We start from the raw sequence: 21815 nt of genomic DNA on the forward strand, positions 1-21815 counted from the left end.
AATTATATTATTTAAGAGGAGATTTAGTCGTGCAAGGTAGATGTTATTATTGTAATAAAGAATTAACTGAAAGAACAATTAAAAGACATGCAAAGAGTTGTTCAGTAATGAAAAAATCAATTGAAGAAAAGATGAATTATACTAAAGGGGTAAGAGAGCAATTCATAATATCCATGAAAGATAAGTATAATCCTAGTTTATATTGTATTTATGTTTCGATAGATGCAAAGTTGCAACTTCAGCATTTGGACAAATTTATAAGAGATATATGGGTAGAATGTTGTGGACATTTAAGTGCGTTTTATATTGATGAAGAAATATATCATGATAATAGTGATGAACAATATGAGATGAATTTTTATTTAAAAGATGTATTAAATGTTAATAAAAAGTTCGAATATGAATATGATTTTGGTTCAACTACTTATTTGACTTTAGAAGTTGTAGATATAATACAAGTTCCAAGCGAATTTAGCCAAATGGAAGTTATTGCTAGAAATAATCCAGAAGAAGGTAAACTTAATAATTCTCCAAGAGATGGGGTTTGCGGGTATATAGGAAATAAAAATTCGGAAAAAGAATACTTGCCTGGAAATAACAATAAATACAAAGTTAGTAATAAAAAGCCGATACATAACAATGATGCTTTTTCAGATTTTGACGATTCTGAACAAATGATAGAGAATGATTTTTTAAAACATTATAATAAATTTACAAATAGTTTTATACATACGTTTTTCAAGGATACATATTCTTTTGACCTAGAAGAATTGATCAAGCCATATCCTAAAAAAGAAATTTGTAGCCTAGCAGAGAACATTGGTCTTAAATTATCATATAATTTGAATAAAAATCAGGTAATTGAAAAATATATTGATGAATATGAAAAAAATATCAGAAATAAAATGAATGTGATTAATGATGATATGTATAAAATATTATTAAAATACATTAAGAATAATGGAATAATTTCAGTTTCTGATAATGAAGCAGAAAATTATGCGGATAAACATGCTTTTTTTATGAATCAAGGGATGGTATTTCCGTGCTTAAAAGATAGAAAACCAATCTTATTAATGCCTGAACTAATGCAGGCCGTTGTTAAGCAATGTGATACCCTAGAGTTTAGAAAGTTAATGAAGAAAAATAGTGAAATCATGAATATCTTTAGAGGTATGATTAAGTTATATGGTGTTCTTTGTTTTGAAGATGTTAAAGGATTAATGAAAAGATATGACAATGTAGAAGAGCAAATATTGTTATCTATATTAGAAGAAGGATCTTTTTATTATAATAATGAATATTATGGTACAATTGACGATGACGGAAAAATTATATTTGTTAATGTGGAAATAGAGGATTATGAAGAAATATTAAATGATATAGACAATAATTTGGATTATTCTATGATTAGTAAAGATGATCTAATTTCTATGTCTAACGAAGATTATTTGGAAAGAAGTAGTATTGGGAGGAAGTTTTCAAAAGAATTTTCATCTATGTTTTTAGTTGATAAAAATGATGCTGCTGGAACTATGAACATGTTGGCTTTGGATATACAATATAGAAATTCTGAAGAAATACTTGAAGACATAATAAATGGAATAGATGCAAAACTTGACAAGGAAGATGAAATCAGAGTATTTAATATTGTTAATAAATTTATTAAGAATATACCATTATGGAAATATAAAGGTGCAACTATAAATGAAAAAGAAGGAAATAACAAAACAATTGAAAGCAAAAAAGAGATTGGAAGAAATGATCCATGCCCATGTCAAAGTGGAAAGAAGTACAAGAAGTGCTGTGGACGCAATGGAAATGTGATTCAACTGTTTTAAAGAATTTTAGTTATACAAATAACTTATGAATGCAATTTTGCATACTTTTTCTTTTAGATAAATATATTAATATTATTTTAAATATAGTACGAGAAATAAGGGTTTATCAAAGATGAACCCTTATTTTTTGAGAAAATAGATAGTGAATTAAATTAAAAAAAGCATAAAAATTTGACATTAAAATATTATGTGACTATGATATAATAGTTCTGTGGATATATAAGGAATTAATAAAGGGTTTTTGTAAAATGAATAAAATTATGGAGAGGATGGTGTTATGTATTATGTTTGATATTAAAAAAGGATTGAATAAATTCTATATTGGAGAAACGGAAGAAAATACTTTAGCAGAAGTAATATTAAGTGATACTAGTAAGGATGTAATAAAAATTGAGCATACTTTTGTAGGCGAAAAGTTGAAGGGCAAAGGAGCAGGAAAACTTTTAATAAGGAAAGTTGTAGATTTTGCGATAGAAGAAAATAAGAAGATAATGCCAGTATGTGTTTTTGCAAAAAAGGAATTTGATAAAAATAAAGAGTATGAGAGTGTTTTATATAAAAATGCTTAATGGGTTTAAGGACAAAAGACTTGGAAACCCACCTGGAGTATTAGGAGCGATGTTACTTAAAGAAGGATTCTTTTTAGTATGTGCAGATGATTTAGAAAGCCCAATAAAAAGGTGGGATATAAGAAGATTAAACGCTTTTGTTTGGGCAAGAGAAGTAGAAATAGAGAATAAAAATCAACTTTATAATGTATGGCATGCTCTCAAATTTTTATGTCAAGAACTAGATGAGAAGGCGGCTAGAAGTTTAGGAAACAAGTTATCAAATTTAAACGATACTCAAAAAGAAGATATTGAAGAATGCAGACAAATGATCCTTAATATTATTAGAAAGCCATCAACTTTAAGTAGAATAAAGGCATGGTTATGGAAAAATTATAGTTACTATAGAAAATATAAAGGTATAGAACTTGATATAGTGAAAGAACCAACAGATCTAAGATCAAATACAATTTTGGCTGAAGAACTAATTAAGTTAGAAAACAAACTATATAATGAAGGATATTCTTTGGGATCGAGTCCAATTCTTTATAGAGGAAAAAGATAGAAATATGCATATTGTGTATAAAAATGTAGAAATAAAGGTTATGAAAGTGCGAAAGAATAGAAGGAAAAAAGGATATAGATGTTGAAATATATATAATAAGGTAATTAGCCTAATAAATATTTATTGAAATGATAGCGAGGAGAGAGAATTTATGAAAAAATTTGTTTGTACAGTGTGTGGTTATATTCATGAAGGAGAAGCAGCACCAGAAAAATGTCCAGTATGTGGTGTAGGATCAGAAAAGTTCATAGAACAAAGTGGTGACTTAGCTTTTGCTGATGAACATGTAATTGGAGTTGCTAAAGGCGTTGAGAAAGAAGTGATCGATGGATTACAGGCGAACTTTATTGGAGAATGCACAGAAGTTGGAATGTACTTAGCTATGTCAAGACAAGCTGATAGAGAAGGGTATCCAGAAGTTGCAGAAGCATATAAGAGAATCGCATTTGAAGAAGCAGAACATGCTGCTAAATTTGCTGAATTACTTGGAGAAGTAGTAGTGGCAGATACAAAAGCTAATTTACAAGCTAGAGTCGATGCAGAACATGGCGCATGTCAAGGTAAGATGGATTTAGCAACAATTGCTAAGAAATTAAACTTAGATGCAATACATGATACAGTTCATGAAATGTGTAAGGATGAAGCTAGACATGGAAAAGCTTTCAAAGGACTTTTAGATAGATATTTTGCATAAAGAAAATATCTAAAGTTGTTAACAAAAAATATTCATAAAGGTGGATTAGGTAGAAATACTTAATCCGCCTTTATTTATTCTTTCGTCAAAATCGTGTATGTACAGAAACAATACATTAATATATGTTAAACTAATTTTAAGCTCAGAATAGTATAAAATGTAGCTCATATTATTTAAAAAACTGTAGATTATTAAGTTGTCTAAATTATTTAAAATTAATCAATCAAAAGCTTATATTAAAAAAATGTGATATAATTATTTTATATCTTTAGTTGTTATTATTTTACAGTTAAATACAGTATATATCACGATAAAACATGCCTAAAGATATATAGTATGAAGTCATTAAGATAAAAATAAATGTTTTAAAGAGTTAAAATCTAGTATAGATTATTAGTTATGTAAATCTGAGCTTTTTTGTGTCTCATACTGGAGGTGATATTATTAAGACTGCGTTATTTATATTATTATTTTCATGTTGTATTTTTTATTTATTTTTAGGAATATACGGTTATAGAATGGATAAAAAATCAAAAACAAATCAGATATTTATATATATATGTATTTGCTTTGGACTTTGGTCAGGCGGATATGCAATGATGTTAACATCTGATAATATCAATACAGCATTTTTTTGGAGAAATTCTTCGGTTCTAGGGTATTGCTTTTTTAATGGACTTTGGCTATACTTTGCATATTTACTGAATAATGAGGATGATTTTGAGTATATTTCAATAATAAAATTTTTAGCATATGTTCCAACTACACTATTATTTATTGGAAACATTATAGTAGAACCTTATTCAGCAATGACTAAGGAATATTATGGCTGGATTGATGTGGCTCCAGAGTTGTTTCCACAAATTCTATATATAATATGGGCGATAGTAATAGATTTTGTAGGTGTTATAGTATTGTATTTAAGAGGAAAATATTCTAAGAAGAATAGAGTAAAAAAGCAAAACAAAATTATTTTAATAACTTGTACAGTAAGTATTATTATAGGAATAATTACAGATTTTATTTTGCCTTTACTAGGAGTAACTATTTTTCCATCAGCAGTATTAACGGGAACTATAGCTTTAGGTGGTATTTATTATGCAATAAACAAGCATAGATTGATGTTGACGACTCCGAAGTATATATCAGAATATATTTTTAACACTGTAAATGAGCCGATTTTTATTTTAAATGAGAACTTCATTATTAAAAATTGTAATGATGCATCATTAAGTGTAACTAATTATAAAATTGAAGAAGTAGAAGGAAAAATATTTAGTGAATTACTGGATAATGTTGATTTTGACTTAAGTAGTATAACGAAAAATTCTTGTGCAAAAAATATAGAAGTTAACTTGGAAACGAAATATGGAAATAACATTACATGTGAATTGTCAGGTACAATTATATATGATGAATATAGCGATATATTAGGAATATTAATATTACTACATGATATTTCGGAAAGAAAAAAAATATTAGAAATGGAAAAGAACTGTACTTTAAAATTAGAAGAAGCTAATATGATGCTTAAAAATCAAATTCAAGATAAAATAAGAGCTGAGGAGAAACTTCGTCATTTTGTCTATTATGATCCTCTCACGGAACTTCCTAATAGAAAAATGATGCTAGAAAACCTTAATATGCTTTTAGAAATTAAAAATAATAGTTTCGCAATACTTTTCATAGATTTAGATGGATTTAAAAGTATAAATGATAATTATGGACATCAAGTTGGTGACAAAGTTCTCAAAAATGTTGCGGACACATTAAAAGGTATAATAAGTAATGTTGATATAATAAGCAGAATTGGTGGAGATGAATTTGTAATTATAACAACTGATATAAAATCCACTACTTATGTTAAGGAAATTGCTGAAAGAATTCAAAAAGCATTGAAAATTCCTTTTATTTATAATGAGGAAAATTTATGTGTTGGAGCCAGTATTGGCATAAGTATATTTCCTGAACATGGTAAAGATGCAGATACATTGATTAGAAAAGCAGATGTAGCCATGTATGAAGTTAAGAAAAAAGGTGGGTATGATTATGCCTTGTATTCATCGAAAATAAATGATGAATTTCTTAATAAAATGAATATCAAAGAGAAATTAAATAAAGCCATGGAAAATAATGAATTTGTAATTTACTATCAACCAATTATAAGTTTAAGATCAATGAAAGTGCTATATTCAGAAGCTCTAATTAGATGGAAACAAGCTGATAAAATTATTTCTCCTATAGAGTTTATTCCAATTGCAAAAAGTGTGGGTGAAATAATATCAATTGATAATTGGGTATTAGAAAATGCCTGTAAGCAATGTGAAATATGGCATGAGCTCGGAGGAAGTGAATTTAGTATTTCAGTTAATGTTTCTTATTCGCAATTAAAGCAATCTGAGTTCATACCAATGGTTGAAAATATATTAAATCATTATTCGTTTCCGGCAAGATGTTTAAATATGGAGATTACTGAAGATGAGGCTATGGAGGATTCTGGTACAATCATAGGAATACTAGAAAAGTTAAGAAAAATAGGAGTTAGAGTATCTTTAGATGACTTTGGTACAGGCTACTCATCCCTTAGCTATGTCAATAGATTACCTATTGATATGATAAAAATTGACAAGTCACTTGTATGGAACTTGGAAAAGGATTATAAAAGTGTAATGATTGTTAGATCAATAATAACTTTAGGGCATAGTCTGAATCTTAAGATTATTGCAGAAGGAATTGAAACTCAAGAACAATTTAGGATTCTAAATGAACTTAACTGTGATTATATTCAAGGTTACTTAATAGGAAAACCAATGGAAGCATTGGAGTTTGAGCATAGATTTATTAAAAAGGAAACTGAAACTATGAAATCATAAAAATTAGAAGTATTTTACTAAAAGATAATATAGATATAAGAGCTATCCGCATGCTAAAAATGGATAGCTTCTTAATTTGTATAAGATGTATATTTGAGTTGTAAAATTCAAGTTATAGAATATTTATTAAGGAGATTTTAAATGGAGACAACTATTTATTATTTTACTGGTACAGGAAATTCACTGAAGATAGCTAAAGATTTATGTGAAAATATCACCAATTGTCGATTGATACGCATATGCAAACGTAATATGAATATAAATGAAGTGACTTCTGAAAGAATAGGATTTGTTTTTCCTGTTTACTATAGAGGGCTTCCTAAAATGGTTGCAAATTTTATAAAAAACTTAGATGTTAATTTAGGCAAATACTTTTTTGCAGTAGCTAATTTTGGGAGTTATGCTGCATTAACCTTTGAGCAAATTGATATCCTGTTAAGAAGTAAAGGAAAATCACTTTCTGCAAATTTTAGTGTTGAGATGCCTGGAAATATGTGGTTTATGTATTATCCTCATCCTAAAGAAGATTTCATTAATCGAATGAATAATCAATCAAGGATAACAATTAATATTGCAAGAATGATTAATAATAATTATGAAAATAATATCCCTGTCATAAAAAACAGATATAAAGAAGAAAAGATGTATGAAGATTTTAACCCAAATAACATTGATGAAAATTTCTGGGTTAGCGAGAAATGTATAGGCTGCGGAATTTGTTCTAATGTATGTCCAGCTGAAAATATAGAAATTATAGAAGCAAAACCTTCATGGGAACATCGATGTGAGCAATGTCTGGCGTGCATCCACTTATGTCCGCAAACAGCAATTGAGTTTAAGAAAGATTCAATAAATAAAGAAAGATATAAAAATATATTTGTTAAAACCAAGGATCTCTTTTAAAATCTAGTTTGTGGATATATAAGTATATTTTTCCAGATGGATATGTTCCATCTGTTTCAGAATTGATCTGCTCAATTTCAGATAAACATTTCAATGTAAGTGATGTAGAAAATCTTAGATTGCATTATGAAAAAAAAATAGAACATTGGGCAAGTAATTTTGAAAATGCTTTGCCTGAAATAAGAAAGACTAAGGATGAAACATTTATAAGAATGTGGAGATTATATTTAAATGCCTGTGCAGCATCTTTTAATAGTGGAAATGTTCATATACACCAATTTCTATTTGGCAAAGGAGTAAATAATAATTTACATTGGACTAGAGAGTATATGTATAAATAATATTATCTAAAAGTTTTGGCCATATTTTATTAATGAATTCTTTTGTTAGCATCATTCATTATAGGATATGGCTATATATATGTTGAAATTCACAATGCACATTTCACAAGTCACAATTACGGCTAAAATTTTTGCAATATTTTTAGAATCCTTTTATTTCTAAATGATTAATTTTGAATAAATTTTATATTTATATGCAACCTAATCAAGAGTAGATATATAATTTTGAGTATTTATATCTAATGGGAGGCATTATAATGAAAATATTAAATAAAAGAATTGCGATAATATTGCTAACTTTAACTATTTTTTTATTGGTATCTATAACTCAAGTTAAAACAATAGCAAGTTTGGATCTTAACACTAGTAGAGTGTCTAATATAGCAGTAATATTTTTCGTAACTGATGATCCATTTACTATGAAAGTTATTGAAAGCTTAAAAAATATAGAAAATGAGAATCAAAATAGAGTGAAATTTACTTTTTTAAATCCGAAGAACAATATAGCAATACAAGATGAAATATTAGATGCTGCTTTACAAACAAAATATGATTTATTTATATTATATTTACCAGACAGAAGAGAAAATGTTGTAGAAGGTGCCATTAACAAGATTAAGCAAAAGAATAAGCCTTTAATACTAATGAATATTATACCTGAAGTAGCATCAAGAGCTTCTAAATTATATGAGAAAGTTGTTTTTGTAACTCCTGATTCGAAAAAAGCTGGCATTGCTCAAGGTAAAATCATTGCTGATTTTTGGAATAAAAATAAAAGCAGTTTAGATGCAAATGGTGATAATATATTACAGTATGTTTTGTTGCAAGGTCCATCTGATGACCCACAGCCCATTGATAGAAGTAAATATGCAATATCAACACTTAATGATTCTGGAATAAAGACACAAGAACTTGCTAGAGTAAATGCTAATTGGTCTAAGGATTTAGCTAAAAGTTCCATTGATAATTTGTTCCTTAAATATAATGGGAGAATTGAAGCAATAATTTCAAACAATGATGCTATGGCAATAGGCGCTATTGAGGCATTGCAAAAATATGGTTATAACAAGGATAATAAGTCAAAAAATATAGCCGTTGTTGGAATTGATGGCTTACAAGAAGCAAAAGATTTAATTGATAAAGGAATCATGACTGGAACTGTTATTCAAGATCCAAGGATTGAAGCTGAAGTTTTATATAAAGTTGGAATGAATTTAATTAAAAATTTAAGCCCAACAGAAAATACCGATTACAAAGTTGTTGACGGAGAAATCATAATACCATTTCCATATGATACATATATACGTAACATTAGTGAATCATAAATAGTAAAACTTTTTTTATGATATTTATATCTGAGATTGTTAGCAAAAATGCTTCGAAGTAATATTTTAAAAGCTGGTACTTTTGTTTAAAAAATACCAGCTTTTTAATATTGTTATAAGTTATTGATTATTATTTGACAACCACACCTACACCATTTGGAATAACTACAACATCAGCATCTTTACCTTTTATGTCATATGCAATGTTTAATGCTTCGTCAAAAGTATAAGCATGTTTCATATGCATGCTCTTAATCATATTCGGATCACACATATCTGTAACAACGATTACAGTGTAATTACATAGAATTCGTGTTAAAATTTGAATCTCCCATTGATCAGGAATTGTTTCATTTCTAGGAACTTTTAATATTTGTTCAAGAAGTTCTTCAGGAGATTTTGAATTTGCTATAGTTTCATAAAAAGATTGACCACCATGTCCATCGTTACAAGCGGCTATCATAATAATTACTCCATCTTTCCTGCATGTAGCTTCTGCAGCTGTCATACCCTTTACAGCTTGGTATATATTTTGATCTAGTGGATATCCACCATTGCTTGAAATTGCAATGTCAGCTTGTATACTTTTTACACTGGAAAGTTCCATAACAAATTTGCAACCTTCTTCGTGAGCAAGTTTACTATCACCAGCAAAAGCATTTATAATATTCTTATCTTCATCTATAACTACATTTAGTATAAATGCAAGATTTGCTTTTTCAGCAGCATAGAGCATATCTTTGTGTATAGGATTATCTTTTATAATTCCAGTCCTTGCATGATTGCTGTTAATAAATTCAGAACAGTGATTTGCCATTATGGTTTTTGCTGAAGCTATTCCAGGTAATATGCTTTTTCTTCCACCAGAAAATCCGGCAAAAAAATGTGGTTCTATAAAACCTTCTGCTATTAGGAGCTCGGTTTCCATCGCTAATTTGTTTAGGAATAACTCACCACCAGAAGGTAATGTTCCCACATTTATTAAACTATTTTCATCTGTTGAAATATGGTTTATAATCTCCTCGTTATCAACGATGGTTTGTCCGAATTTATTTATCATTTCTTCTCTAGTTGTTGGTCTATGAAAGCCTGTGGCTATAAGAATTTTTATGTTTATATTGGGATTAACGTTTCTTATTCTTTGTAATAAAATTGGCATGGTAATTTTACTAGGAACAGGTCGTGTATGATCACTAGTTATAATAACCATATTATTTTTACCAATTACTAATTCCTCTAAAGATTTACTACCTATGCAATTATCAAGAGCCTTATTCACTATATCATTTTGTGAAATATCAGCTTTATAGGTATTTGCCTTGGAAACTAAAATGCCCTTTAGATTTTTATCATCAATGTTTATTTTTAAAGATTTTGTTGAGTATGGAATCTCGATCGAAGCCATAAAATAACCTCCCTAAATAAAAATAATTGTATTTACACTCAAATTATAACATACATTTCTATAATTGGTAAGGCCAATTTAAATGTTTTCATAAGTTAGATAAAAATTTATTATAAATATTTTTTTAGGAATTTATATATGTATTTATTTGAGTGACCGAGAAATGTTAAAATATAGACAAGTTCTACGTATAGACTAGTAGAATAAAAAATTAATTTATTAGTTAATTATGGTTATACATAGGGATTAATTTATAAGTTTATAAAAAACTCGAGTAAGAAAATAGGAGGCAAGTTATGAAAATATTTGAAGCATGTGTGGGGAATTATAATGAGGCGATTTTAGCTGCCGAAAGAGGAGCTAATAGACTAGAACTTTGTGATAATTTGATGGAGGGAGGAACAACTCCAAGTTACGGAACAATAAGAAAAATTGTTGAGGATATAGATATACCAGTTATGGTTATTATAAGGCCACGCGGTGGAAATTTCACTTACACAAAAGAAGAACTAGAAATAATGAAATACGATGTGAAGATGTGCAAAGAACTTGGAGTTCAAGGGGTGGTAATTGGTTCTGTAAAAGATTCTAAGGTAGATAAAGAAATAATAGAGGAGTTAGTTAATTTGGCAAAGCCTATGACAATAACTTTTCATATGGCATTTGACGAAGTTGAGGATAAAAAGATAGCCGTAGATGAAATAATTAAATTAGGAATAGATAGAATACTTACTAAGGGCGGATGTGAAAACGCTATGGCTGGAAAAGAGTGTTTAAAAGATTTAGTTAAATATGCAGACGGTAGAATTTCAATAATGCCAGGAAAAGGCGTTAATAAGGAAAATAGAGATTTTCTCTTGGAATATACAGGTGCAGTTGAAATACATGGTACTAGAGTAGTTTAGTATTATAAATAACTATACAAAAAGCAGAGCTTTTTTAACAATACTGCATTTAAGTCGGAATATTTTTGTAAATTTAATGTATTATGGCAAAATAAGTGAACCTAAATATATGGAAAAAGTAGTAAAATGATTTATAATATAATTGTTACTAACGATTATTCATAGAGTTTTAAATAATATATATGTTGCAATGCACAATTCACAATTATGGCTAAAATTCTTGAAATATTTTTAGAATTATGATGAAGAATTATTTTTGTAACATATATAATTACACTAATACTGGGGGGAGAATTTTGCTGGAAAATAAAATACTAGATTTAATTGAAAATGAGGATAAAAGAAAGCCATTAACCGACAGTGATATTGCTAAATTAGTAAATACGACTAGAGAATATATAACTCAATTTAGAACAGAAAAAAATATAAATAATTCTCGCCAAAGAAAAGAAGCAATTCTATATAGTGATATAAAGGAAATAATTATTGAAGATAAAGATATTTCAGATAGGCAGTTATGCAAAAGACTATCTATTCTTGGATATGATATTTCTAGATATTCAGTATCGCAGATTAAAAAAAGTATAATTTCAGAAGTTTTTCCGCAGAATGCTGCTGAAAAATCAAATTTAAATAAAAATCAACCGAAAAATTTTATAACAGTTAAATCAGTAGTTGATAAAGATGGGACTGAAATTAATAATAGCTCCAATATAGATAATTCAAATAAGGGCGATAAAAGTAACACTAATTATTTAAGAAATATTATAGGATATCACGGCTCGTTAAAAAATGCAATTAGTCAAGCAGAAGCAGCAGTGTTATATCCACCTCATGGGCTCCATACTCTTTTGCTTGGAGCTTCTGGTGTTGGAAAAAGTTTTTTTGCAGAGGCTATGTATAATTTTGCTATTAGTTCTTCGCATTTTAATAAGAATGCACCATTTGTACTTTTTAACTGTGCTGATTATGTAGATAATCCACAATTACTTCTTTCTCAATTGTTTGGTTACAGTAAAGGTGCTTTTACTGGCGCCATCACGGATAAAGTTGGATTAGTGGAGAAAGCAAACAATGGGATACTATTCTTAGATGAAGTCCATAGATTACCAAGCGAAGGTCAGGAAATATTGTTTTATCTGTTGGATAAGGGAAAGTACAGAAGGCTTGGTGAAACTGAAAATAGTAGGACAGCAAATGTAATGATAATTGCAGCAACAACAGAAGATCCAAAATCATCCTTGCTACTAACATTCAGAAGAAGAATTCCAATGATAATTGAACTTCCGTCTATTAACAACAGGCCCGTTAATGAAAAATATGTTTTGATTAAAAGTTTTTTTTCACAAGAATCAGCTAGAGTTGGAAAGGAAATTACCATACGATATGAAGTCATTAGATCGTTACTATTATACAATTGTCCAGGGAACATAGGACAGCTGCGAAGTGATATACAAGTTGCATGTGCAAGAGGTTTTTGTAATTCCTTAAGTAATAATTCAAATGAAGTTGCTATTGATATAAAAGATTTGCCTAAGCATGTTCCTCTAGAAATATTAAGTGTTAAGGATAGAGAACTAGTGTCAGAAGATATTTTTAATGAAGATTTGGTTGTTAATCCTAATGATGTTGTGACACAGAAATCCAAAGATGATAGATATATGTTACCTGATGGAATATATAGTAATATAGAGGAAAAGTATTATAAACTTGAAAAGCAGGGGTTAAGTAAAGATGAAATTAATAAAATATTGTGGAGCAAAGTGGAATTCAATTTAAGTAAGTTTGCAAAAAATATAGAATCAAATATGTTTTTTCCAAAGGAAGAACTAAAAAATATAATAGATGAAAAAATATTAAATGTGGTTGAAAAAGTAACTGATATTGCAAAACAATATATAGAAAATATCCAGGAAAATTTTTATTATTGTGTAGCAATGCATTTGAATTCAACTTATGAACGACTAAAACAGGGAAGAATAGTAAGGAATCCTGAATCAGATTATATAAAGAAGGAATATTACAATGAATACAGAATTGCAAAAATATTAACTAAAGAAATAAATAATAGCTTAGATATTGAACTTCCAGAAGACGAAATAGGCTTTATTGCCATGTACCTAAAAACGTTTTCTGAGGTGGATAAAAATGTAAGTAGAGTGGCTGTTATTGTATTAAGCCATGGACATGTTGCTTGTGGTATGGTCGATGTAGCAAATAAACTATTAGGTACAAATCTTGCAGTTGGAATTGAAATGTCACTAGATGAAAATCCTCAAACTTTACTTGAAAGAGCTATAGAAGTGGTTAAAAGAGTTAATGAAGGTAAAGGATGCTTGATATTGGTTGATATGGGATCACTGGTTACATTTGGGGAAATAATAACAAAAGAAACAGGAATTCCAACTCGAGTTATTGGTAGGGTAGATACTGTAATGGTATTAGAAGCAGTTAGAAGATCATTAATGGAGAATAGTAACTTATACGAAATTTCTAAAGCTCTTGATGGAGACAAGGCTTACGTTGGGAAAGTTAAAGGGGCGAATAAATATACTAAAACTATAATTACAATATGTATAACAGGTGAAGGGACCGCGTTAAAAATAAAAAAGTATCTTGAAGATGTAGTACTAGGAAATACAAATAAGAACTTAAGAATTATATCAGTTGGAATTATAAATAAAGATAATGCTCAAAATGAAATAATTAAAATTAGTAGAGATCATGATATAGCTGCAATAGTCGGAACTATAGATCCTGAATTAGAAAGTATTCCATTTATATCTTTTCAGGATATTTTAAAAGAATCAGGTAAATTAAGATTAAAAGAATTCCTTGGAATAAATAAGAAACAGTTTAATCCTTTAATAAATGTAATTGATGAGGAATTAATAAAAGTTAATAATGATAGCTTTACCAAAAGTGATTTAATAGATGAGATGTGTAGTCTTCTTATATCAAAAGGAAGAGTTAGTGAGAATTTTACAATGAGTGTGTATAAGCGAGAAATGCTTGGAGGAACCTTGTTTGAAGGAACATTTGGAATACCTCATGGCCTATCAGAATTCGTTGAAAAATCATCTATAGCTATTTTTAAACTTAATAATCCTATTTTATGGGATTATAATTGTATGGTAGACGTTGTGATTATGTTGGCACTTAAAGAAAATGATGGAAAAGTGGTTAGACAATTATTTGATACCTTATCAAAGACAGAAGTAGCTAATAAATTAAGAAAATCAAATTCTCCAAAAGAGATTTCAGACATATTATTAAAAATCTAATAACTATTTTAAGTTACAAGGTAAAAAGTAAAAATTTTATCTTGTAACTTTATATTTTTAAATATATATTACCTTTTCAGCATAGTTTTGGCACGGCGATTGCTTTAGAAATATTGTGAAGATGTAATCAAATATAAAAACAACATCAAGTGAAGAAGAAGTATGATTACTAGAAATATTAAAGAAATTTTATACAAAAAAGGAGGTAGTTTAATGACTTGAAGCATTTAGAAACTCTTGAGAAGAAATTTAGCGTTAAATAACCTTGAAGCTAAATTTAAAGTTGGGTTTAAAAATATATATTATTACCTTTTCAACATAGTTTTGGCATGATAATTGCTTTGTAAATATTATGAAGATGTAATCATGGATGAAAACGTATAAAATACTTACAAAAAAGGAGGAAGTTAAATGACTAGAAGTATTAAAGAATTTTTAAGAAGAGATTTAGTAGTAAATAATCTTGAAGCTAGATCAGCAGAGGATGTCTTTAAGAAGATGTCTCCAATATTATTAGAAGCAGGATTTGTAGAAGATTCCTTTTTTAATGGGTTAGTAAATAGAGAAAGTAAATTTCCTACAGGTTTATTACTTGGAAAATACAATGTTGCAATACCCCATACAGATGCCATACATGTTAAGAAACCAGCAATAGCCATTGCAACACTAAAAAATCCAGTGAGATTTAATAGCATGGATGGAAATGGAAGTGTAGATGTTAATATAGTATTTACTATGGCTTTAAATGAACCTCATAGTCAGATAGTAATGTTACAGCAATTAATGTTTTTAATCCAGAATGAAAGCATTCTCGAAAATATGCTTCAAGCAAAAAATAGCGACGAGGTGTATGATATCGTTTCAAGCTTTAATTGTAATTGCGAATAATTAATGAGCAATTATTTAAATTATATGATTTTATTTTAAGGAGGCAAAAAAATGGACAAACAAAAATTAATATTAGTAGCTTGTGGTACAGGAATTGCAACTTCAACAGTTGTATGTAAAAAGGTGGAAGACTTGATTAAAACTAATGGGATTAATGCGAGAATTATACAATGCAAGATTTCAGAGGTGGCAGGTTATGAAGATCAAGCAGATCTTTTAGTAACAACTACAATTTCATCACGAAATTATAAATTCCCTGTAATTAATGCTATGAACTATCTAACTAACATTAATCCAGGAAAAGTTGACCAAGGAATTATAGATGCTTTGAAATAAAAAAAGATAGGCCACTTTAAAGGTGGACCTATATAAAAAATTTAATTGGACTACTAATTATTATAGCACATAAAATTATGTATTTGAAGCTCAGGACAACACATCTTAATTAATAGTATTTTTTATTCTCTAGTAAATTATATCAATGGACAATCTGTGGATAACCTATAAGAAAGGTTAATTCAGAAGGTTGACTTTTAAAAGAGAATAAAAAAGAAAATATATTCGCCTGCCAGATTTTTCTCACATGCGTTCGAAAAGGCAGATGCGTAAAAAAATCTCCGGCTCCACAGTCGCCTGCGATTTTGTTCTTCAAAAACTAAATCGTATATATAAATTTATAATATGAACACTTAATTGAAAATTTATAAAAGTAAATAAAATTTGATAATATAGGGGGAAAGAAAATGTTATTAAATGTAGTGCAATACATTTTGAACTTAGGACCAACTGTTATGCTGCCATTAACAATTACTATCATTGGTATTATATTTGGACAAGGATTTAAAAAAGCATTTAGATCAGGTATTACAATTGGTATCGGCTTTGTTGGTATAAATTTGGTTGTTGGATTGCTTACAACAAATCTTGGTGGCGCAGCACAACAAATGGTTACTAGATATGGATTACAGCTAAGCATAATAGATGTAGGCTGGCCAGCAGCAGCTGCAATAAGCTGGGCATCTCCTATAGCAGCAATAATGATTCCAATAGCTATGCTAGTAAATTTAGTAATGTTAGCTACAAAGACAACAAATGTAGTTGATATTGATATATGGAATTATTGGCACTTTACTGCAGCTGGTGCAAGTGTATACGTATTAACTAATGGTAACTGGTTACTTGCTATTTTGGCTGGTATTTTATACGAAGTTGCTGTTATTAAAATTGCAGATAAAACAGCTCCAATGGTTCAAGAATTCTTTGGACTTGAGGGAGTATCATTGCCAACCGGTTCAACTGCAGCTTGTGGTCTTATAGGAATTCCTATTGTTAGTGTAGTAAAAAGAATTCCAGGCATAAAAAATTTAAAAGCAGACCCAGAAACTATTCAAAAAAGATTCGGCGTTTTTGGAGAACCTATGATGATGGGACTTATTCTTGGTATTGTACTTGGAATTCTTGCTGGCTATGGTGTAGATAAAATCTTGCAGATAGGTATTTCAATGGCTGGTGTCATGTTCTTAATGCCTAGAATGGTTAGAATACTTATGGAAGGTTTAATTCCTGTTTCAGAATCAGTTAGAGAATTCTTGCAAAAGAAAAATTTTGGGAAAGATAGAAATCTTACAATTGGTTTGGATGCAGCAGTAGCTGTTGGACATCCAGCAGTTATTGCAACAGCACTTGTATTAGTTCCTATTACATTATTCTTAGCAGTAATATTACCTGGAAATCAAGTTCTACCTTTTGGAGATTTAGCTACAATATGTTTTTATGTTGCCTTTATAGTTGGTGCAGCAAAAGGTAATATAGTTCACTCAGTTATATCAGGTACAATTGTTATGGCATTAGGATTACTAATGGCAACAAATATTTCGGGATTCCATACTCAAATGGCTCAAATGGCTCAATTTACAATGCCGGCAGGAACATCAACTATTTCAAGTTTAGATATGGGAGGAAATTTCTTAAACTGGATAGTAATTAAGATATTCCAATTATTCACAGGAAGTCTATAAAGTGAAACTTAGCTTCAGAGGGAGTTTTCTAGGTACCCCTTGAGGGTAAACCTCCCACTGAAGGTTAGTTGAAGTTATCTAGGGTCGTGCCACTGTTATCTCTCACTTTAATAGAAGATGGGAGTGTTACAGTGGCTAGACATCAGATAAGATTAAATAACCTAATTTGTTAAAGAGTGCTTATTAGTACTCTTTAATGCCATTGGATATTTACAAGGAAAGGATGATGGTTATAGTGGAAGTAACAAATTTAAAAGTAGAAGAACTTATTGGAATGGATTTTAAGTGTGAATGTGGAAAAAGGCACAGTGTAGAAATTAATTCTGTAAAAATAGGAAGTAATATAATAGAACGGCTTCCAGAATTCCTAAAAGAGTTTAAGGATAAAAAAATATTAATTATACAGGATGTACACACATATGATGTAGCAGGAAAAAGAGTTGAAGAAACATTAAATAATGATTTTTTATTAAAGAAATATGTGTTTCCACAGGAACACTTATTGCCTGATGTATATGCTCTTGGAAGAGTTTTAATAGAAATAGAAGATGATACAGAACTTATACTTGGTGTAGGCTCAGGCGTTATAAATGACATTTGCAGGTATGTCGCTTACAGAGCACATGTGCCTTATGCCATAGTATGTACTGCACCATCTATGGATGGATATGCATCTGTAGTATCGCCTTTAATTACAGATGGATTCAAAGAATCTCATAAAGCAGCCTATGCTTATGGAATATATGCGGATATTGACATTATGAAGAATGCTCCAATGTATTTACTTTGTTCAGGACTTGGGGACGTATTAGGTAAATATACTGCTCTCGCAGACTGGTCAATTACAAACCTCTTAACAGGGGAGTATTATTGTAAGACTATTGCGGATATGGTTCAATCTACAGTAAATAAGTGTGTTGCTGCTGCACCAAGGATTCCAGAAAGGGATGATGAAGTAGTAAAAAATATAACAGATGCGCTAGTATTGTCGGGAATAACTATAGGAATGTCAGGTTCTTCAAGACCTGCATCAGGTTCTGAGCATCATATTGCTCATGGATGGGAAATAATGTTTCATACAAGAAATAGTGAAGAAAAATGGGTACATGGAAATTTTGTTGGAGTAGGTACAGTTGTAATGGCTATGTTATTTGAAGCATTAAAGGATATAGATATAGAAAGTGTTATGGCTAAGAAAAGATTCAGATACTACGATATGAATAAATGGAGACAAAATATTGAAAGCGTATTTGGTAAAGTGGCAGTTAATGTAATTAACTATAAAAAGGATGCAATTGAATTGGATCCTGATAGGAGACAAGAAAATGCAGAAAAGATAGCAGCAAACTGGAAAGAAATTCTTGATATTGGACATACTCTAGTTCCAAGTTCTGAGAAAGTAAAGAAAATACTACAGGATGGTGGATGTGTATGGCATCCAGAAGAGATTGGAATAGATAAGAATTTATTTATTAAGACTTTTATTGCTGCAAAGGACATAAGAACAAGATATGGCGTTGTGCATTTAATCGATAATCTTGGATTAACAGATGAAATTGCTAATTTAATTGCTGATAAATTGTATAAGGCACAATCAAAAAAATAACAAATTCATCTGCCAAGCCTATTTTCCATCATGCTTCTTCAGCAGATTACCTAATAGACTTGCTATGAGACCAATCAAAAATAGGCTTGGCATTTTGGACTTGTTATTTTCTTTCATGTGCCTAAATCCAACAACATATAAGACAATTATGCGTTTTAATATGGAGGTAAAAATGAATGAGTTAAAAGATATTAAATGTTTTTTATTAGATATGGACGGGACTTTCTATCTTGGAAATACAATTATTGATGGAGCTCTAGACTTTCTAGACATTTTAAAAAGTCAACAAAAGAAATTTATATTCTTAACAAATAACTCTTCGAAAAATAAATCAACTTATAAGCAAAAACTTTCAGCACTTGGCTGTTATGTTGATGAAGAACAGATTTACACATCTGGTGAAGCAACCATATGGTATATGAAGAAAAACTGCATAGGTAACAAGATATATCTCATGGGTACAGAACCACTTATGGCAGAATTTGAAAAGGCTGGCTTTATACTAGTTAAGGACAAAAATGACAAACCGGATTATGTAGTTCTTGGGTTTGACACTACACTAACTTATGAAAAAATATGGACAGCTTGTGATTATATAAGAGATGGAGTACCATTTATAGCTACTCATCCAGATTTCAATTGTCCAATTGAAAATAGCAAATATATGCCCGATACTGGCTCTATGATAAGAATGTTTGAATCATCCACAGGTATTTCTCCTGTGGTTATAGGGAAGCCATATGGATATATAGTAGAGGCTATTATTGAAAAGTATGGGCTTAAAAAAGAAGAAGTGGCAATTGTAGGAGATAGACTTTACACTGACATTAAAACTGGAGTGAATGCAGGAATAACTAGCGTTCTTGTATTAAGTGGTGAGACATCAGAAGCTATGTACAGAGAATCTGACATAACTGCAGATTATGTATTCTCATCAATTAAATATATTGGTGAAGAGCTGATGCAGTTTTATGAAAGCTTTATTTAAGACCTTGATGATTAGAAGAATTTTATCTAGTCATTGTATGTTAAAAAAGTATTGAAAATTCATGGAAAGTAATTGTATTCTATGAGTTTTGAAAAATTAAAAAGAAGTTAATATTCAAAATTAGGAGGCAATATTATGAGCATTATAACAATTATTGGAGCAGGTCAAATGGCATCTGCACTAACTTTTCCAGCAACCGAAAATAATAATAAGATAAGACTTGTGGGTACACCGTTAGATAGAGAAATCATAAATACAGCAAAGGCTACAGGTTTTCATTCGACATTAAAACGTCAATTACCTGAAACAGGAATTGAATACTATCAAATTGAAGATGTAAATGAAGCAATAGATGGAGCAGAACTTATTATTTGCGGAGTCAGCAGCTTTGGTGTCGACTGGTTTGCAGACAATATATTACCTATTATACCTGAAGAGATTCCTATTCTTTCAATAACAAAAGGAATGATTACCGAAGAGGATGGCAAAATGATAAATTATCCTCAATACTTTTTAAGTAAACTTCCTTCTAATAAAAAACTATCTATTAGCGCCGTTGGCGGCCCATGTACTAGTTATGAACTTGCAGATAAAGATAATTCTGAAGTTGTATTTTGCGGAGATGACATAAATTTACTTAGAAAGTTTAAGAGTTTATTTGAAACATCATACTACCATATTAGCTTATCTACAGATATTGTAGGTGTTGAATGTGCAGTAGCTCTAAAGAATGCTTATGCTTTAGGCGTATCGCTAGCTATTGGGTTAGCCATTGGAGCTGATGGTTCCGGAAAAGAGCATTATAATTCTCAGGCTGCACTTTTTGGACAAAGCATAAAGGAAGCCAAACGTATTCTTGAAATAGTCGGTGGAGGAGAAGAAAACATTATATATTTTGGCGGCGACTTATATGTAACTGTATTTGGTGGACGTACTCGTAGAATAGGAACCTTATTAGGCCAAGGATTTTCATTTGAGGAAGCTATGGAACAATTAAAAGGAGTTACATTAGAATCAGTAGTTATTGCTACCCGTGCTGCAAAATACGTGCGTTGTCTAGCAGAAAGAGGAGTAGTTAAACTTAGTGATTTTCCAATGATAACTCATATTGATGAAATTATAAATTCAGATGGCAAGGTTAATATTCCATGGAAAGCATTCGAGTCTGAAAAAATATTATAATTTATCATTAACTAGCTGAAAATTTGGAATGTAAAGTTCAATAACTTTAATTAAAATTTTAAAGTTAAATTACCATGATTAGAAAATGAGTATGTAGTAAATATTATTGATATCATATTTTGAGTACAGTATTAGATTTAAATTTAGTGCTGTACTTTTTATAAGCTTCTTCAACAATATATGATATAATCTTTAAAGGATAAGTTGACCATTTTCCTATTTTTATAAAATTGTTATTCCAGTTAAAGAGTGTTAGTGTTATAATTACATAAGAAAATTGTGTAAAAAAGTGAATTAATATACATGTATGTATATTAATTTCTTTTTGTTTACTATATTTCATAGTAACTCATAAAATTTTATTTCGTTAAAATCAAAATTCCATTTAATTTAAGATAAGTTTCTATGTTAATAACACTAATACATATTTGATATTATTAATACATAAA

16 protein-coding genes and 1 pseudogene are annotated in these 21815 nt (G+C 29.5%); 16 read left to right on the plus strand and 1 reads right to left on the minus strand.

Going from position 1 to position 21815, the window contains the following annotated elements; genetic code table 11:
* Positions 1-29: 29 nt before the first annotated feature.
* The 8 genes and pseudogenes from KEC93_RS12785 to KEC93_RS12820 all read left to right on the plus strand — a co-directional run bounded on the left by KEC93_RS12785 (position 30) and on the right by KEC93_RS12820 (position 9090).
* The gene (locus KEC93_RS12785) at positions 30-1841 is read left to right on the plus strand and encodes an SEC-C metal-binding domain-containing protein (RefSeq protein WP_023974647.1); all 1812 of its coding nucleotides are present in this window, start codon (positions 30-32) and stop codon (positions 1839-1841) included.
* Between the two features lie 284 nt (positions 1842-2125).
* The gene (locus KEC93_RS12790; protein ID WP_023974648.1) at positions 2126-2410 is read left to right on the plus strand and encodes a GNAT family N-acetyltransferase; all 285 of its coding nucleotides are present in this window, start codon (positions 2126-2128) and stop codon (positions 2408-2410) included.
* Positions 2382-2954, plus strand: coding sequence for a hypothetical protein (locus KEC93_RS12795; protein WP_173696067.1), 573 nt, complete (start codon positions 2382-2384; stop codon positions 2952-2954). Before KEC93_RS12790 ends, KEC93_RS12795 begins: the two co-directional genes overlap by 29 nt.
* Positions 2955-3105: 151 nt before the next feature.
* Positions 3106-3648, plus strand: a complete 543-nt coding sequence (locus tag KEC93_RS12800) for an NADH peroxidase (protein WP_077868724.1) — start codon at positions 3106-3108, stop codon at positions 3646-3648.
* A gap of 518 nt (positions 3649-4166) precedes the next feature.
* Complete coding sequence (locus KEC93_RS12805) at positions 4167-6521, plus strand: EAL domain-containing protein (protein WP_238892905.1); 2355 nt, start codon at positions 4167-4169, stop codon at positions 6519-6521.
* A 141-nt stretch (positions 6522-6662) separates the two neighbouring features.
* The gene (locus tag KEC93_RS12810; protein WP_077830232.1) at positions 6663-7424 is read left to right on the plus strand and encodes an EFR1 family ferrodoxin; all 762 of its coding nucleotides are present in this window, start codon (positions 6663-6665) and stop codon (positions 7422-7424) included.
* A gap of 2 nt (positions 7425-7426) precedes the next feature.
* Positions 7427-7765: pseudogene (locus KEC93_RS12815) on the plus strand (class I SAM-dependent methyltransferase); the annotation flags it as partial.
* Between the two features lie 257 nt (positions 7766-8022).
* On the plus strand, positions 8023-9090 hold the full coding sequence (locus KEC93_RS12820; protein WP_077868727.1) for a galactose ABC transporter substrate-binding protein: 1068 nt from the start codon (positions 8023-8025) through the stop codon (positions 9088-9090).
* A gap of 130 nt (positions 9091-9220) precedes the next feature.
* Here KEC93_RS12820 and larA read toward each other — a convergent pair whose 3' ends face one another.
* Positions 9221-10495 (minus strand): nickel-dependent lactate racemase, encoded by a 1275-nt coding sequence (gene larA, locus KEC93_RS12825; protein WP_023974655.1) that lies wholly within the window; start codon positions 10493-10495, stop codon positions 9221-9223.
* Between the two features lie 296 nt (positions 10496-10791).
* Here larA and KEC93_RS12830 point away from each other — a divergent pair, with 296 nt between their 5' ends.
* The 8 genes from KEC93_RS12830 (at position 10792) to KEC93_RS12865 (ending at position 21366) form a co-directional block, all read left to right on the plus strand.
* A complete protein-coding gene (locus tag KEC93_RS12830; RefSeq protein WP_023974656.1) occupies positions 10792-11400 on the plus strand; it encodes a copper homeostasis protein CutC in 609 nt (202 codons plus the stop codon).
* Between the two features lie 296 nt (positions 11401-11696).
* Positions 11697-14684, plus strand: a complete 2988-nt coding sequence (locus KEC93_RS12835) for a sigma 54-interacting transcriptional regulator (RefSeq protein WP_077868728.1) — start codon at positions 11697-11699, stop codon at positions 14682-14684.
* Between the two features lie 411 nt (positions 14685-15095).
* On the plus strand, positions 15096-15572 hold the full coding sequence (locus KEC93_RS12840; protein ID WP_077868729.1) for a PTS sugar transporter subunit IIA: 477 nt from the start codon (positions 15096-15098) through the stop codon (positions 15570-15572).
* 51 nt (positions 15573-15623) lie between these two features.
* Positions 15624-15908 (plus strand): PTS sugar transporter subunit IIB, encoded by a 285-nt coding sequence (locus KEC93_RS12845; RefSeq protein ID WP_012058711.1) that lies wholly within the window; start codon positions 15624-15626, stop codon positions 15906-15908.
* A gap of 407 nt (positions 15909-16315) precedes the next feature.
* Positions 16316-17590: a PTS galactitol transporter subunit IIC gene (locus tag KEC93_RS12850; protein ID WP_012058712.1), complete on the plus strand. Its 1275-nt coding sequence runs from the start codon at positions 16316-16318 to the stop codon at positions 17588-17590.
* Positions 17591-17816: 226 nt separating this feature from the next.
* Positions 17817-19196, plus strand: coding sequence for a sn-glycerol-1-phosphate dehydrogenase (locus tag KEC93_RS12855; RefSeq protein WP_238892907.1), 1380 nt, complete (start codon positions 17817-17819; stop codon positions 19194-19196).
* A gap of 172 nt (positions 19197-19368) precedes the next feature.
* Positions 19369-20184, plus strand: a complete 816-nt coding sequence (locus tag KEC93_RS12860; RefSeq protein ID WP_012058714.1) for an HAD-IIA family hydrolase — start codon at positions 19369-19371, stop codon at positions 20182-20184.
* Positions 20185-20319: 135 nt separating this feature from the next.
* Positions 20320-21366: a glycerol-3-phosphate dehydrogenase gene (locus KEC93_RS12865; protein ID WP_023974660.1), complete on the plus strand. Its 1047-nt coding sequence runs from the start codon at positions 20320-20322 to the stop codon at positions 21364-21366.
* Positions 21367-21815: the final 449 nt, after the last annotated feature.

The sequence above is a fragment of the Clostridium beijerinckii genome (genome assembly GCF_018223745.1).
In the GTDB taxonomy this organism is placed as follows: domain Bacteria; phylum Bacillota; class Clostridia; order Clostridiales; family Clostridiaceae; genus Clostridium; species Clostridium beijerinckii.

Excerpts from the sequence above, each read along its gene's own strand:
- KEC93_RS12790 (WP_023974648.1), top strand. The coding sequence starts at position 2,126 with ATGTTTGATATTAAAAAAGGATTGAATAAATTCTATATTGGAGAAACG.
- KEC93_RS12795 (WP_173696067.1), top strand. The coding sequence starts at position 2,382 with ATGAGAGTGTTTTATATAAAAATGCTTAATGGGTTTAAGGACAAAAGA.
- KEC93_RS12800 (WP_077868724.1), top strand. The coding sequence starts at position 3,106 with ATGAAAAAATTTGTTTGTACAGTGTGTGGTTATATTCATGAAGGAGAA.
- KEC93_RS12805 (WP_238892905.1), top strand. The coding sequence starts at position 4,167 with ATGGATAAAAAATCAAAAACAAATCAGATATTTATATATATATGTATT.
- KEC93_RS12810 (WP_077830232.1), top strand. The coding sequence starts at position 6,663 with ATGGAGACAACTATTTATTATTTTACTGGTACAGGAAATTCACTGAAG.
- KEC93_RS12820 (WP_077868727.1), top strand. The coding sequence starts at position 8,023 with ATGAAAATATTAAATAAAAGAATTGCGATAATATTGCTAACTTTAACT.
- larA (WP_023974655.1), bottom strand. The coding sequence starts at position 10,495 with ATGGCTTCGATCGAGATTCCATACTCAACAAAATCTTTAAAAATAAAC.
- KEC93_RS12830 (WP_023974656.1), top strand. The coding sequence starts at position 10,792 with ATGAAAATATTTGAAGCATGTGTGGGGAATTATAATGAGGCGATTTTA.
- KEC93_RS12840 (WP_077868729.1), top strand. The coding sequence starts at position 15,096 with ATGACTAGAAGTATTAAAGAATTTTTAAGAAGAGATTTAGTAGTAAAT.
- KEC93_RS12845 (WP_012058711.1), top strand. The coding sequence starts at position 15,624 with ATGGACAAACAAAAATTAATATTAGTAGCTTGTGGTACAGGAATTGCA.
- KEC93_RS12850 (WP_012058712.1), top strand. The coding sequence starts at position 16,316 with ATGTTATTAAATGTAGTGCAATACATTTTGAACTTAGGACCAACTGTT.
- KEC93_RS12855 (WP_238892907.1), top strand. The coding sequence starts at position 17,817 with ATGGTTATAGTGGAAGTAACAAATTTAAAAGTAGAAGAACTTATTGGA.
- KEC93_RS12860 (WP_012058714.1), top strand. The coding sequence starts at position 19,369 with ATGAATGAGTTAAAAGATATTAAATGTTTTTTATTAGATATGGACGGG.
- KEC93_RS12865 (WP_023974660.1), top strand. The coding sequence starts at position 20,320 with ATGAGCATTATAACAATTATTGGAGCAGGTCAAATGGCATCTGCACTA.